Source organism: Metabacillus halosaccharovorans (genome assembly GCF_002019635.1).
Lineage (GTDB): Bacteria > Bacillota > Bacilli > Bacillales > Bacillaceae > Metabacillus > Metabacillus halosaccharovorans.
The window spans coordinates 1271605-1284235 of the sequence record NZ_KV917372.1 but is presented as its reverse complement, the minus strand read 5'-3'; the positions used below and the strand labels follow the sequence as shown (position 1 = coordinate 1284235).

Here is a 12631-nt window from a genome sequence, read left to right as displayed (position 1 = left end):
ATGAAGCAAACATCAACTATTATTAAACTACTAGTCGCGATTACATTAATCGTCATTACACCCCTTCTTTTCTTTCGCGCAATCGGTGATAACCCGTTCAAGGTTGAAAAAGCAAGTGCAGCGCAATCGATCGCGATTATTAACGAAGATACAGGTGTAGAAGAAGAAGGAGAAAAAATTCAGCTTGGTGAAAATGTTGCGAGCATACTAAGCGAAAACTCAAATTTTGAATGGACAGTTGTTGGCAGAAGTGCCGGTGAAAATGGGCTGCTAAGTCAGAAATACGATGCTGTTGTCTATTTGCCATCAAACTTCTCTGAAAACGTTATGTCTTATGATGAAAGTAACCCTGTGAAAACAAACTTTGAATATAAAGTTCAAAGTCAGCTAAATGCAGTAAATAAAGAAAAAGTGTTACTAGAGCTAGAAAAAGCAACGAAAAAAGTGAATCAAAAAATCTCAACTCTATACTGGAATTATGTTTCAGCCGATTTAGAAAATGTTCGTGCTGAATTTGATGAAATTCTTCAAAAAGAAATTGCTTTTCAGGAAGCAATGACAGCATTCTACAAGCCCAGCTCAAAAGATTTAGCAGGACAAATTGAAGAACAAAAGGTGATGCTTGCTAGTCTCCAATCATCAATCGAACAAGCTGGTAGCGAAACACCTGACCAGAAATCAATGCTGGAAACATATGAAAAAAGCTTATCCAGCTTTGTAGAATATGTTGAGACGTATAAAGAATACCAGGATAATCAGCAGAAAATCTTAGCAGAAATTCAATCACAAGCAATTCAAACAGTAAGTGAAGCAACCAATAATCAGCAGCCTTTATTTGTGCAATCCATTCGACTCTTTGAGGACGAAGGAAGTTCCGTTGTAGAAAGCATGCAACAGTTAAACACTCGCATGACTCAGTCACAGCAGCTTTTTACACAGCTTGAGGAACAAAGGTACAGCCAGGTAGCAAGACAGATAAGTGATTACTATGATTTTCAGAAAAAGGTTTTAGATTTTTACATGGGGCTCACTGATAGTACACCGAGGCTTAATGATTTGGAGGATAAAATCTCTAAATATAGTGATTCTCTTGAAGAAGGTTCCGAAGAAGAGCAAACAGAATCTGAAACAGAAAATGAAAAGAGATCAAATAAAATAGAATCTTCTAACTATGATATTACTGCAGAATTCAAATCAGAAAAGCAAGATGGTGAGCAGGAGCAAGATAACGTTCAGCAATCTTCGGAAAATCAAGAGTCAACAACAGAACATACAACTCCTTCTGATTCAGATGAAAAAGATAGTAAATACGTAGATTTAGAGGAAGAAAAAGCAGAGATCGTGAAAATATCAGAGGAGATGAATAAGCTAAAAACTGAAATTGCAGCGCTTGAAGAAATAACTCCTGATAGTATTACAATTGTAGTTGATGGGTTAGAGATGTTAGGCGAAAGGCTTTCTAAATTAAATAACTCTTTAGCAGAAAAAGAGAGTGATGGAGTAAATCCACTTCAAGAGAAGTTAGTTGAATTACAGAAAAAACTATCGGACACAATCGAGTCAACGGCAATACAGATAAAGGATTTAGAGGAAGAATTGATTATTGTCAAAGATGAAAGAGATACACTGAAAGTAGAAAAGAAAGAACTGCAAGACCTCTATAAAGAACTTTTTGAAAAGTTTACAGCAGTTGAGGCAGAACTCAAACTATACAAAGACTATGAATCTGATATTAAGAAGGAAATTTCATATAAATTAGATGAAATTTTAGCTTCAGATGCATTGTCAGATACAAGAAAAGGAAAAATTGAGGAAATACGCAAAAAGAAAATAAATAGTAAAGATCTTCTCGAAATGATGTTCTACTACTCATATTTAGACCGTTATCACCAAATATTAATAAGCATGGTTTCTGAGGATCAAGCTAAAAAAGATACATTAACAGATGAATACCTACAACAGGAAGCAAACAAAATCGTTGCGATTACGGAAGAGGAGCAAGGAAACTGGGATGTAATGAGAGAAGAAATCCCAACAACGCAAGATGCTTTAACGACAATTGAAGATAACTTCACAGTCTTTATGGTTGAATACCGTAAAGCGGTTGATGACAATCAAGCGAAGCTTATGGAAAGCTTAGATGCTATTCAACAGGAAGCACAAACGGTTCTTGAACAAATTCAACAACCTGGAAAAATGCTGTCAACATCAACTCCTACTTCAACTGTCGAAGGACAACAAATGATTTTAGGTTCAGAACAAATTAGCAATCAAATGGATTCTATCCATACTTGGCTGGATTCAGTTCAAGAAAGTCAAGGGGGTATTGTTGATTACACGAGTGAATTACAAGGAAGAATCAATGATGTTCAGGCAGATGCTGATAAGCTAAATCAAAAATGGGCAACAAATGTGGCATCAACTGAGCTTATTCGTGACGACGTATTTAGTGTACTGGGAAATGCGTTTGTTGATGGCCAATCAAATGGTTATGTGTATGACTTTTTAACAAATCCATTAAAAATAAGTGGAGATGTTCCAGAACAAACAGAAAGTACAACAGTTAAAAATATCCCACCGGTTGTTGTCTTGTTTATAGTCTTAGTATCCAGCTTATTAATAGGATACATAAGCTATTATTTCAAACAACCACCATTATGGATTCAGGCGATTTTATTTGTACTATTGAATCTAATTGTTGGATTTGTCATTAGCCTATTTGGACTTGAAATATATCCATTACGAGAAGAAAGTGCAGTGGAATGGACTGTGTTTACGATCTTCCTATTAATGGCTGGTTCTGCCTTAGTAAGAGTCGGATTTGCGGTTCACCAGCTTGTCGGAACATTTATTACAGTGGGGATGGTTATATTCTATGTGACACCATTGCTTGCTCTGACAACACCAAACTTCAGCTTCCAAGATCCGATGTCGAAGGTGTACATGAGTATCCAGTATGGAACTGAATCACTGTTTACCCAAGCAATGATTGCACTTTGCTGTATTCTGTTAGGACTGGGAGCACTGCAATACTTTATTGGAAGATCTGAAATCGTTTCAGTTGACAAAGGATCGGAAACATATGATGCGTAAGCATTTGGTAATGTTGATTTCGTTTTTATTTTTTGTCGCAAGCTTTCTGCTATTACAAAATCAAACTGCAGTAGCAGAAACGAATATTGATGAGCTTGTTCCAAACGACTATCAAAAAGAAAATGTGAAAATTAATAAAGATTTACTATTAGACAAACAACAAAATCAACAGCGCACAAATATACCTGAAGAGCAAAAAGGATTAACATTTGAAGGTGAAAAATCGTCTAATGATACGAAAGTTGTTTCCTCGTTATTTAAAGAAAACGCAAAAAATTTAAATACAATTAAAACAAAAGCAGAAAATTTACACTTATTTTCTTCAACAGAAAGGGTATCCCAAGGGCAAACCGTAGGGGAAGAAACAGCTTCCTCTACAAAGCCTTTATCTCTTTTCATTTGGGTACTCGTTGTGATCTGTTTCATATCACTTATCACAGTCATTATGTTTTGGAACAAATCAACAAAGCAAAAATTTGTTAAAAATAGCTAGTGAGGTGAACGTTATGAGTTTATCAAGCACGTTATACTCAATTCAAAACACAATTTCGTCTCGATCAAATGATGTAAATGAAAAAATCGAACGACTCCAAAAAGCCAAAAGTGAGATTAGTAGCGAACAATCCATTCTATTGCAAGAAATAGAAAAAATTAAACAACCAGACCTAGGTAAAGACTGGACAGGTAAGCGTTCTGAGGAATTTGATGAGGAAAGAGAGCAAGCATACACCATCATGAAAAACATTGGGCAGTACAGCTATAATAGCTATCAATATACAATTGAAAGTAAAATCAATGTCCTGGAATTAGAGAGAATGGCCTTAAATACTGCTAGTGCATTAGCACATGAAGCAGGAGATTTAGTGAATATGGGGGAGGACGCCATTGATGAGTTGTCCGACCGGATAAGTGATTTGAAAAGGCGGTTATTTTAATGGTAACAATCAAATTAAATTATGAAGCCGTAACAAAGGAGCTTAATGAGGCAGAATCAGCCCTATCATCCGTTAAACTTACAGTCCCTGCCTCTGGTGACATCGGAAGAAATCTCTTGGACTTCACCACTTATTTTCTTGAGAGAGAAGAAAGGATTCATCAGTTCATCAATGATTATGTTCAAATTGTCGGAAAAAACATTGAAGATACAAAAGCAAATGTACGTTCATTGAAGGATCAGGATGAAGCCATTACGAGAAACTAACGGAAGGGCAGATGGCTAACGTGAAAGTACTTGAATCAAAAACGTTAATTGAATCAATGGAGGACCGCTCAACAGTCTATAAGGATTTGAGAGAGAAGCTAGATAAGTTAAAAGTGGAATTCACAGATATCGTTCAGCTCGATGACAACCTAACAGGAAAGGGAGCAGATGCCATCAAAGGCTTTTACCAGGCACAAGTTGATGTGGTAGAAGCCTTGCTTCGTTTTGTCGACATGCAAATTGCCTTTTTTAATGGTGTGTCAGGTTCTATTGATGAATCTAATTTATCGGGTGACACAATTGTCGATGTGAATTTTCTTGAAACAGATCTTTCTATTCAAGCGACGAATCATATTGCAATGGTCGAAAGTCAGCAGGAAGACCTTAAGAAAATTTTTAGAGGCATTGATGATATCGTCTCCCTTGATGCTTTTTCTACCGATCAATTTGATACGGCCATGTCAGATGCAAAAAAGAAGCGGGAAGATACAGTAAAAGCTGTAGATTCATTAGATCAACAATTAAAAGAAGAATATATGGTATCAGAAAGTGCCGAATATCATATAGCAGCCCTCTTCCAACAATTGCTGGAGGCAACGGCCCAAGGTAATACCATCCAACCAATCAACTTCGACTCACAAGCCTATAAAGCTAGCGAAGCCTATCAACTAACAGACGAAGTTGAACAATACGCAAACGAATACCTCACCTTCAAAGAAGAACAAGAAAAATTTAGAGAAGAACTCAAAAAAGCCGAAGAACTCGAAAACCGACCATGGTATGAAAAAGCATGGGATGGAGTCAAAACCTTTACAGGAGAAATAACCGGTTATTATGATTATTTACGTGCCTCAGAAGGAGTTGACCCTGTCACTGGCGAAAAATTAACAGCAGGGCAACGAGTCGCTGCTGGTGCCATGGCAACAGCTGGCTTTATTCCGGTAGTCGGATGGGCAGGAAGAATCTTCAAAGGCGGAAGTGCCATCTACAAAACCGCCAAAGGCATGAACGCTGCTGATCGTGCTCTTGACGTTTACCGCACATCCAAAACCTTCTCGAATCTCGAAATGGCCGAAATGGGAATTTACGGACTTGTCTCTGCTAATGGGTTTAGTGAGTATATTACTGGTAAGGATATGTTTGGGAATGAGTTAACGCTTGAACAGCAGGAGAATAGTCTGGCTCAGGCGCTTGGATTGTTAGCTGTTGGTGGTGGGGCTTATTATGTGAATAGGTTGCAGGATGGAAGTAGAGTGCTTGATGTTCCAAGTAAAAATCATTCAGAAGATATTGATGATGTAATAAACAAAATCATCCTTGAAGATGCAGATGAATCTATTAAACCATTAAGAAGGCAAGCTTTTGAGGAGTTTTTCCAAGCGACCAAGGGCCAGTATAGTTCAACTGAAGAACAAGGAAATGTATTTATGAAAATTTTAAAAGAGGAGGACCCTTGGCCATTAGGATTTAATAAAGATACTGCAAAAACTACATTGAAACCTGGTACAAGAATCGAAATGGCTATTAGCCCGGGGCAAATTGAAGAAAGACCAGGTGGTTTTGGAACATTTGATAATATTAAAGATGTTGATTACGTTAGAAATCAACTTGCTGTAAAAGCGGATTGGAAACCTGAAATTGACAGGGTGGTAACATATGAAGTGGTTGATGACCTCCCTGTTATTTCTGGTGAAGTAGGACCACAAATAGATGAACCTCTTGGTAAGTATTTATCTGGAGGAGGACACCAAGTACAAATGCTTGTAAGTCCAGCTGATAGAATGAAGCATTTAAAGGTAGTTGAAGTAAGGACTATTAATTAGTGGAGGTAAAAATATGATTTTTGTAAATGAAAATAAAACGTCTTGGAAAATTAATGATAAAGAAGTAAGAATTGATCTAGACAATGTTGTAAATGCAAAACATTATGAAAAGGCTAATGTTGTAACTTATTTAGTTGGAAAAGAACCAACAAATCCAGATACTCTACAAATATTTAATTTAAATGGTGAATTACTATTAAACTTATCTAGACCTAAAGGATATCAATTTGTGTACCTAACAACACATCCTAAAGCAGAGGTTTCTGTTGTTTGTGGTGTTATAGATGTAGAAAATTCAGATGAATCATGGTCTGATTTCTTTTTCGGTGTAAATTTTGAATCTGGAACACTTGAAAAGCTAGGTGTCGCACGATAAAGTTTAGAAGTCTTAGAGTTTATTGGTAATATTCTATAGTTTATCTCTTTCAATGCAAAAACATAAACTTGCGTATTTTTAATCATACTATAAAATTGTAATTAATTAGACTAAGAGATAGAACAGGGACTTTAATCTTTTAAACAATCTATTGAAATATCTTTAAAATATTAAACCTGATCTGAAATATAGATCAGGTTTTTTTCTTTTTAAGAATATTGAATATGTATACAAATAAACAAATCTAAGTGGTATTTAACTAGAAAAATTTAAGATGGTGATTTAAGAATATCTCCCTGTAAATGCATTTAGTATATACTGCTTTTATAATAGCAGATAATATACGTGATGCTATAAAAAAATTGATTCTTTCTAGTTTTTTACTTTAAATAACACAGGCTGTTAGAGATTTATGATATTCCTAAATATATTATGATCAGAAAACTGGAAATATAAATTGGCCACCTAATGATGGGTTTGATGGGGAACCTATGCCTACAGAACTCAAAAAAGGAATGCTTATTGATAGATTTGGCGCGCCTGGTGGTGGTTTCTTTTCGCCAGAAGGAATTCCTTACGAGCAAAGAGCCTTAGCACTTCATAGTGATGAGGCAGATTATTATATCTATATAGTACTTGAAGACTTTGAAGTTACTGGCGGAAAAATAGCTCCTTGGTTCGATAGACCTGGTGGTGGAACTCAATTTATTAAATACCATAGTAACGGTAAGGCTTATTCAATGGAAGAGTTAGAAGAACTTGAGTTAATTGAGTTTGTATCCGTTAAAAAAGGTGGATAAAATTATGAACTATAATGATTTATTAGATAAATTAGATAATTATCATATTAAGAAGGACAAATTAAGTGGGGATACAATAATTTATGTATATCCCAAAAATAATGATGGAAGTGCAAATCTTGATGTTGGCGTTATATTAGAGAGCTCTGATGGTAAATGGTACCTCTATGAAATTCAAAGAGATAAAAAATTTGAACTTAATAATTTTTCTAAGAAAGAAATTGGCCACTTAGCATTATATGTTGCTGTAAAAGGAAAATTTGAGAAAGTCAAAGGCGATTATCTTGTAAAAAATGAATTAAGGAAGCTAGAAAAAGATCTTGTAGATGGGAAAACAATTCTTCAAAAAAGTATAAAAGAAAATTATTTTTCTCTACTTAAGGAAAACGAAGGAACAATTAATTTAATTGAAAATAATCAATCATTTGATGTTTTTTATTTGACTCATCAAAAAGAAAAAATAATGATTACAGAAGGTAGACCAATATCTAGTGCACTAGTCGTTTTGTATAATTTTGGTATTAAACTTGAGGAATTTGATAAGCTAATAAAGCCTCATGAAGAAAACATAGAATTAAAGGAATTAGAAAAAATGAAGATATTATATATTGGTAAGTAATTTTAAAAAGACTATCATTTACATGTGAAATGTGGATGATAGTCTTTTTGTTAAAAAAGTTTTTTAAAAAAAGTTAATTCCTGGGTTTTAGACTTTGTTGAAAGTTTAAGATTGGATTATAAGGATTGGAATGGAAATAGACCTTTTCTTGATGAAGGTAATTCTTACGGAATAATTAGATTTAAAACAAATGCAATTGATGATTACAATACCATATGGAGATAAATTTGGAGGTAGTAACACAGACGGTCCACCTTGTACTTTAAATGGATTTACAGGTTCAAGAAATGGTATTACCGTGCCAGAGTATAAGTTTACTAATAGGACTATGCCAAAAGATGGTGCAAGTTATATGAGGTTGTAAATGGAAAGGAAAAGTTAGTTGCAATCTTTGATGAAGAAGTTCAAAAGTTTGAGTTTACAACTATTAACAGGAGATGAGTTTCTTGAGAAAAGGAACATACGCTGGGTATAAAGGGAAGGAATTTAGATTTATAGAGGGTGAAAATAATATCAAATTAATTAGCAATGATATTAATGATAGTAAGCTTGGATTCACACCTTCAAGTAAAAATAATAATGTTTACAGCAAAATTGTGGTTGTAGAAGAAACAGACTATTTAGTATATATAACTCCTTTTGCTACTTATATGGGCTATGAGTTTCCAGCGTCTAAATCGTCAGAAGGAAATATATTATTAGATACTAATAATATAGAAATAGCAAGGAAACTGGGGTTTGAGCAAACGGATAAATATCTTTATTCAAAAATTGTTTCAAAAAGGGAAGTTGAAATTACTGAAAATAAAAAACATTATAGTTTATAAAAAAAAGAAAGTAATTGAAAAACTATCATGATATTAAAACATTTAATAGAATAGTGATTATTATTACTAATGGTCCTTGATTGGATAAAGCTCTTTCCCTTGAATAAGATAAAAAGGTGGTTGAAATTTGAACTATCGTGTTTTAGTAAATAGCTTAGATGAATATTGTTTTCAAAAGGAAGAGTTGGATGGGGAAACAATTTTTTATGTGTATCCAAAAAATAATGAAGGTAGTGCTAATCTTGATGTTGGTATTAAAATAGAGAACACGAAGGGCACTCAAATATGGTGTCTTTACGAAATCCCAAGAAATAAAAATTATAAACTGGATAACTTTTCTACAAAAGAAATTGGTCTTTTAGCACTATATATTGCTGTAAAAGGGAAATTTGAAAAAGTCAAAGGTTATAATCTTGTTAAAAGTGAATTAAGGAAAGTAGAGAAAAATCTTGTGGATGGAAAAGCAATTCTTCAAAAAAAATAAAAGAAGTCAATTTTTCTCTAAAATATGAGAAAGAAGGAGCTATTAATTTAGCTGAGGAAAATCAAACATTTGATGTTTTTTATTTGACTTATCAAAAAGAAAAAATAGTACATACAGAAGCAAGACCTTTATCAAGTGCGTTAGTTGTATTGTATAGTTTTAGCAAAAAGCTTGAGAAATTTGATGAACTTATTAAGCCTTATACAGAAAGCTTAGATTTAAAGGAATTAGAAAAATAAAGAAAATTTATATTGGCAATTAAATTTGTTATTAGCTATCCTTTGCATGTAGAGTGTCGATGATAGCCTTATTGAATAAAATCACTTCAATTGGACATACAAATCATGAGGTGATAAAAATGGATCGTTTCGAACAAGCATTTAACCAGTACAAAAATCAAGCGAATCAAGATGAAATTCAAGCAGAAATTATTGAGGGGATGAGCCCGAATCAAGAGAGAATCGTTGCAGTGAAAAGGAATGATGATGGGGATTTAATTGCTTTTCAAACAGAGTCAGGCAGACAGTTGGATTACGTTCAGGCACTTTCAGAAGCGAAGGAAGGCAAACTCGCTCATGTTGATGTGTTTCATAAATACGGCCGCGATATCTTAAGAAGTGAACCAGATGGAAACAAAGAAAACAATCTTGATTCTTTACCGGAATTTTAAATAGAAAAATGAAAACACAGCTCAGAAGTGGCTCTGAACTGTGTTTTTTTCTTGTATTCACAATTTAAAAGAGAAAGTATGAAAGAGCACTACACTCAATAACTTCTCCAAGCCTTCTCGTATTTTTCAATAATTGTTGGCCTTGTTAAGGTATTCGTATCGATTGGAAGTTGGTTTCCTTTATCATCTAAAATTTCCTGATCGATATCCTTGCCGAATGAAGTTAAGCCGCCTAAAACTTCATTTGTTAAGAATTTCGTTTCAACATTTATGTTAGCATCGTTCAAGTTGACTTCTTCTCTTTTCGCTAAGACAAAGCCCCAATCACCAAAGCTTGGTACATCAACGTGGAGGTTTTCTGTATAAAGGTTTGCAGCTTGTACGGTTTTGTTAATGGACCAGTATACTTCTGTTGCGAAGGTTGGACTTGTTGCTTGAATCATAATTGAACCACCCGGTGCCAGACGATTGCGTACCAGCTGGTAAAATTCAAGAGTGTATAGCTTATTTAAGGATTCATTATTTGGGTCTGGCAAGTCTATTAGTATCACGTCATAGAGGCTTCCTCGATTTTGTTTTAAAAATTGAAAGGCATCTTCGTTTTTGACTTGAACTCGTTTATCCTCAAATGCTTTTTGATTTAAGGTAACAACATCCCGATTTGTTTTCCCTAACTCCACGACGCTTGGATCCAGGTCAACTAAAGTCATAGACTTTACTTCATCATATTTTTGTAACTCTCTTAGAGCTAAACCATCTCCACCGCCAAGGATCAGAATGTTTTCTCTTCTGTTGGCTGTACTCATCGCAGGGTGGACGAGAGTTTCGTGATAACGGTATTCATCGCTCGAACTAAATTGAAGCTGTCCGTCGAGAAATAACCGTAAATCTCCTTGTTCCTTCGTCAATATGATTTGTTGATAATCAGTTTGTTCCGTATAAATAATTGGATCTCTATATAGCTTTTGTTCAAATGTAAAAGCTGTTTCTTCCCCAAAGAAAATACCTCCAATAAGGATTAGGAAGATCACAATACCTGCTGATAAATGACGTTTGAACGTTTTTATTTCCTTTTTAAAATAGAGTAAAATCCACAGGGCAATGGCTACATTAATGATGGCTACAAGAAAAGCTGTTTTTACAAGCCCAAATTCCGGTCTTAGCAAGTACACGAAAAGTAACCCGCCGATCAGGCCCCCGGCATAATCAGAAAATAGCACCCTTGCTGTGCTTTTTTGTAGAGTGACACCAATCTCATTTGCTTTTCTAATTAAGATCGGAAGCTCCACTCCAGTTAGTGCACCTACAATTAACGTAATGGAGTAAAGAAAGAACGCATCCATTCCTGATTCCAGAAAAGCAGAAACTCCGAATAATAAAAAGGTTGAAAGCCCGCCAATAATCCCGATTAGATATTCGATCCATACAAATGACAAGATTAAATTCTTTGTTACTTTCTCGCTAATGGAAGCACCGATGCCCATGCCTGTTAGAAAAAGAGAAATGGTGAGGGTGTATTGTTTTACACCATCACCAAGTAAGTAAGAGCCAGCTGCACCAAATAATACTTCAAAAATGATTCCACAGACAGATACGATTCCTGAAGCCCAATAGATCGCTTTGCTTTGTTTGATATTCTGTTCAATCACACAACTGTCTCCTTGTTCATATTCTTTACGTAATCGATGCCCCAATAACAAAGGCTAATCCGATTGATACACACATACTAATGATACCTACAGAAATGTTTCCTTTTTGTAGTTGTTCCTCTACAGAAAAATTCCTAGTGAAAAGCTCGAATAATACATAAGCAATTAACTGAAGTAGTACACCATAAGCACCCCAAATAAGCGTATCTACAACACTTGCGCTATGATAAATAGAGAATGCTAGAACAATACAAATTCCAACAATTTTTCCCCCAATTGAAAGGGATACGGCATGATTACCATTTAAGATTTCATCCCAATCTTTATATTTTCTCGTCATAAATTCAAATAAAATTAAGCCAATAAGTACAATTGCTATTGCAATAATAAAATAAACAGCCGTTAAAATAAAAGGCTCCATATTATTTCATTCCCTTCCTAATTTATTTTCCAGTACCTGGTCCGCCACCACGGACAGATGAGGTTCCACCTCTTACTGTTGATGTACCGCCTGTTTTAAATGATCCACCGGAAGAACTGTACCCTTGATAGCAATCATCTTGGTTTGAGGTGCACTTATTACGCTGTTTTTTACCCCAATCATCTACATCAAGAACATCGTCTAATAGCCATAGGACAAATAATCCATCAAAAAAATCAGGGCTATAATTATTGCGTACAAAGTCATAGGTGGAGATTTCAACCATTGTATTAGCTGAGTTATCTTTATCAGGTGTTAAGATAACAAATGTATCTTGATAAATCAGAACTTGTTTGTCATCTTTTTTCTCACTAACTTCTCTAGGTTTTTCATAATCTTGCAATTCATTTGCCACATCATCAATGGACTTATTCTCAGCTACATATATTTCAGAAATCTCTTGAGAGCGTTCCTGACTTGAGACTACGTCTTGTAAAATGTATGTACTACTAATGAAGTCAGCAATTCCGTCTTTAAAAAATGACCCTCCAGTTGAGCCTTGTGTTTCACTTCCACAAGCGGATAAAAGGAGAATACAAGATAGAAAAATAAAAAGAAGTGACTTTTTCATTGATTCACCTTCTTTCCGGGTAAGCTTTTATTGAAAA

At 34.7% G+C, this 12631-nt stretch carries 15 protein-coding genes; 12 read left to right on the top strand and 3 right to left on the bottom strand.

Annotated elements, in window-relative coordinates; all coding sequences use genetic code 11:
• The 12 genes from esaA (at position 1) to BK577_RS20530 (ending at position 9893) form a co-directional block, all read left to right on the top strand.
• A complete protein-coding gene (gene esaA, locus BK577_RS20580) occupies positions 1–3093 on the top strand; it encodes a type VII secretion protein EsaA (RefSeq protein ID WP_078434673.1) in 3093 nt (1030 codons plus the stop codon).
• Positions 3083–3586, top strand: a complete 504-nt coding sequence (essA, locus tag BK577_RS20575; RefSeq protein ID WP_078434672.1) for a type VII secretion protein EssA — start codon at positions 3083–3085, stop codon at positions 3584–3586. Before esaA ends, essA begins: the two co-directional genes overlap by 11 nt.
• A 13-nt stretch (positions 3587–3599) precedes the next feature.
• Positions 3600–4028: a YwqH-like family protein gene (locus BK577_RS20570; RefSeq protein ID WP_078434671.1), complete on the top strand. Its 429-nt coding sequence runs from the start codon at positions 3600–3602 to the stop codon at positions 4026–4028.
• A complete protein-coding gene (locus BK577_RS20565; RefSeq protein ID WP_026562747.1) occupies positions 4028–4294 on the top strand; it encodes a YwqI/YxiC family protein in 267 nt (88 codons plus the stop codon). Before BK577_RS20570 ends, BK577_RS20565 begins: the two co-directional genes overlap by 1 nt.
• An 11-nt stretch (positions 4295–4305) precedes the next feature.
• Positions 4306–6117: a ribonuclease YeeF family protein gene (locus BK577_RS20560; RefSeq protein WP_078434670.1), complete on the top strand. Its 1812-nt coding sequence runs from the start codon at positions 4306–4308 to the stop codon at positions 6115–6117.
• A gap of 13 nt (positions 6118–6130) precedes the next feature.
• Entirely contained in the window at positions 6131–6493 is a 363-nt protein-coding gene (locus BK577_RS20555) for a hypothetical protein (RefSeq protein WP_078434669.1), read from the top strand.
• A gap of 491 nt (positions 6494–6984) precedes the next feature.
• Positions 6985–7293 carry a TNT domain-containing protein gene (locus tag BK577_RS20550; RefSeq protein ID WP_078434668.1) on the top strand — a complete coding sequence of 103 codons (309 nt, stop codon included), beginning with the start codon at positions 6985–6987 and terminating at the stop codon, positions 7291–7293.
• A 4-nt stretch (positions 7294–7297) separates the two neighbouring features.
• Entirely contained in the window at positions 7298–7912 is a 615-nt protein-coding gene (locus BK577_RS20545) for a hypothetical protein (protein WP_078434667.1), read from the top strand.
• Positions 7913–8358: 446 nt separating this feature from the next.
• Complete coding sequence (locus tag BK577_RS20540) at positions 8359–8739, top strand: hypothetical protein (RefSeq protein ID WP_078434666.1); 381 nt, start codon at positions 8359–8361, stop codon at positions 8737–8739.
• A gap of 127 nt (positions 8740–8866) precedes the next feature.
• Positions 8867–9223 (top strand): hypothetical protein, encoded by a 357-nt coding sequence (locus BK577_RS20535; protein ID WP_078434665.1) that lies wholly within the window; start codon positions 8867–8869, stop codon positions 9221–9223.
• An 83-nt stretch (positions 9224–9306) separates the two neighbouring features.
• Positions 9307–9462, top strand: a complete 156-nt coding sequence (locus BK577_RS26170) for a hypothetical protein (protein ID WP_169908421.1) — start codon at positions 9307–9309, stop codon at positions 9460–9462.
• Between the two features lie 119 nt (positions 9463–9581).
• Positions 9582–9893: a DUF3892 domain-containing protein gene (locus BK577_RS20530; RefSeq protein ID WP_078434664.1), complete on the top strand. Its 312-nt coding sequence runs from the start codon at positions 9582–9584 to the stop codon at positions 9891–9893.
• Positions 9894–9988: 95 nt separating this feature from the next.
• Here BK577_RS20530 and BK577_RS20525 read toward each other — a convergent pair whose 3' ends face one another.
• The 3 genes from BK577_RS20525 to BK577_RS20515 are packed head-to-tail and all read right to left on the bottom strand — an operon-like array spanning position 9989 to position 12594.
• On the bottom strand, positions 9989–11542 hold the full coding sequence (locus BK577_RS20525) for a polyamine aminopropyltransferase (protein WP_078434663.1): 1554 nt from the start codon (positions 11540–11542) through the stop codon (positions 9989–9991).
• 25 nt (positions 11543–11567) lie between these two features.
• Positions 11568–11963, bottom strand: coding sequence for a DUF350 domain-containing protein (locus BK577_RS20520; protein ID WP_026560025.1), 396 nt, complete (start codon positions 11961–11963; stop codon positions 11568–11570).
• A 22-nt stretch (positions 11964–11985) separates the two neighbouring features.
• A complete protein-coding gene (locus tag BK577_RS20515) occupies positions 11986–12594 on the bottom strand; it encodes a DUF4247 domain-containing protein (protein ID WP_078434662.1) in 609 nt (202 codons plus the stop codon).
• Positions 12595–12631: the final 37 nt, after the last annotated feature.

Bases quoted from the DNA above. Each gene is read 5' to 3' on its own strand.
- essA (WP_078434672.1), top strand. From the start codon at position 3,083: ATGATGCGTAAGCATTTGGTAATGTTGATTTCGTTTTTATTTTTTGTC.
- BK577_RS20530 (WP_078434664.1), top strand. From the start codon at position 9,582: ATGGATCGTTTCGAACAAGCATTTAACCAGTACAAAAATCAAGCGAAT.
- esaA (WP_078434673.1), top strand. From the start codon at position 1: ATGAAGCAAACATCAACTATTATTAAACTACTAGTCGCGATTACATTA.
- BK577_RS20570 (WP_078434671.1), top strand. From the start codon at position 3,600: ATGAGTTTATCAAGCACGTTATACTCAATTCAAAACACAATTTCGTCT.
- BK577_RS20515 (WP_078434662.1), bottom strand. From the start codon at position 12,594: ATGAAAAAGTCACTTCTTTTTATTTTTCTATCTTGTATTCTCCTTTTA.
- BK577_RS20555 (WP_078434669.1), top strand. From the start codon at position 6,131: ATGATTTTTGTAAATGAAAATAAAACGTCTTGGAAAATTAATGATAAA.
- BK577_RS20560 (WP_078434670.1), top strand. From the start codon at position 4,306: ATGGCTAACGTGAAAGTACTTGAATCAAAAACGTTAATTGAATCAATG.
- BK577_RS20550 (WP_078434668.1), top strand. From the start codon at position 6,985: ATGCCTACAGAACTCAAAAAAGGAATGCTTATTGATAGATTTGGCGCG.
- BK577_RS20565 (WP_026562747.1), top strand. From the start codon at position 4,028: ATGGTAACAATCAAATTAAATTATGAAGCCGTAACAAAGGAGCTTAAT.
- BK577_RS20520 (WP_026560025.1), bottom strand. From the start codon at position 11,963: ATGGAGCCTTTTATTTTAACGGCTGTTTATTTTATTATTGCAATAGCA.
- BK577_RS20545 (WP_078434667.1), top strand. From the start codon at position 7,298: ATGAACTATAATGATTTATTAGATAAATTAGATAATTATCATATTAAG.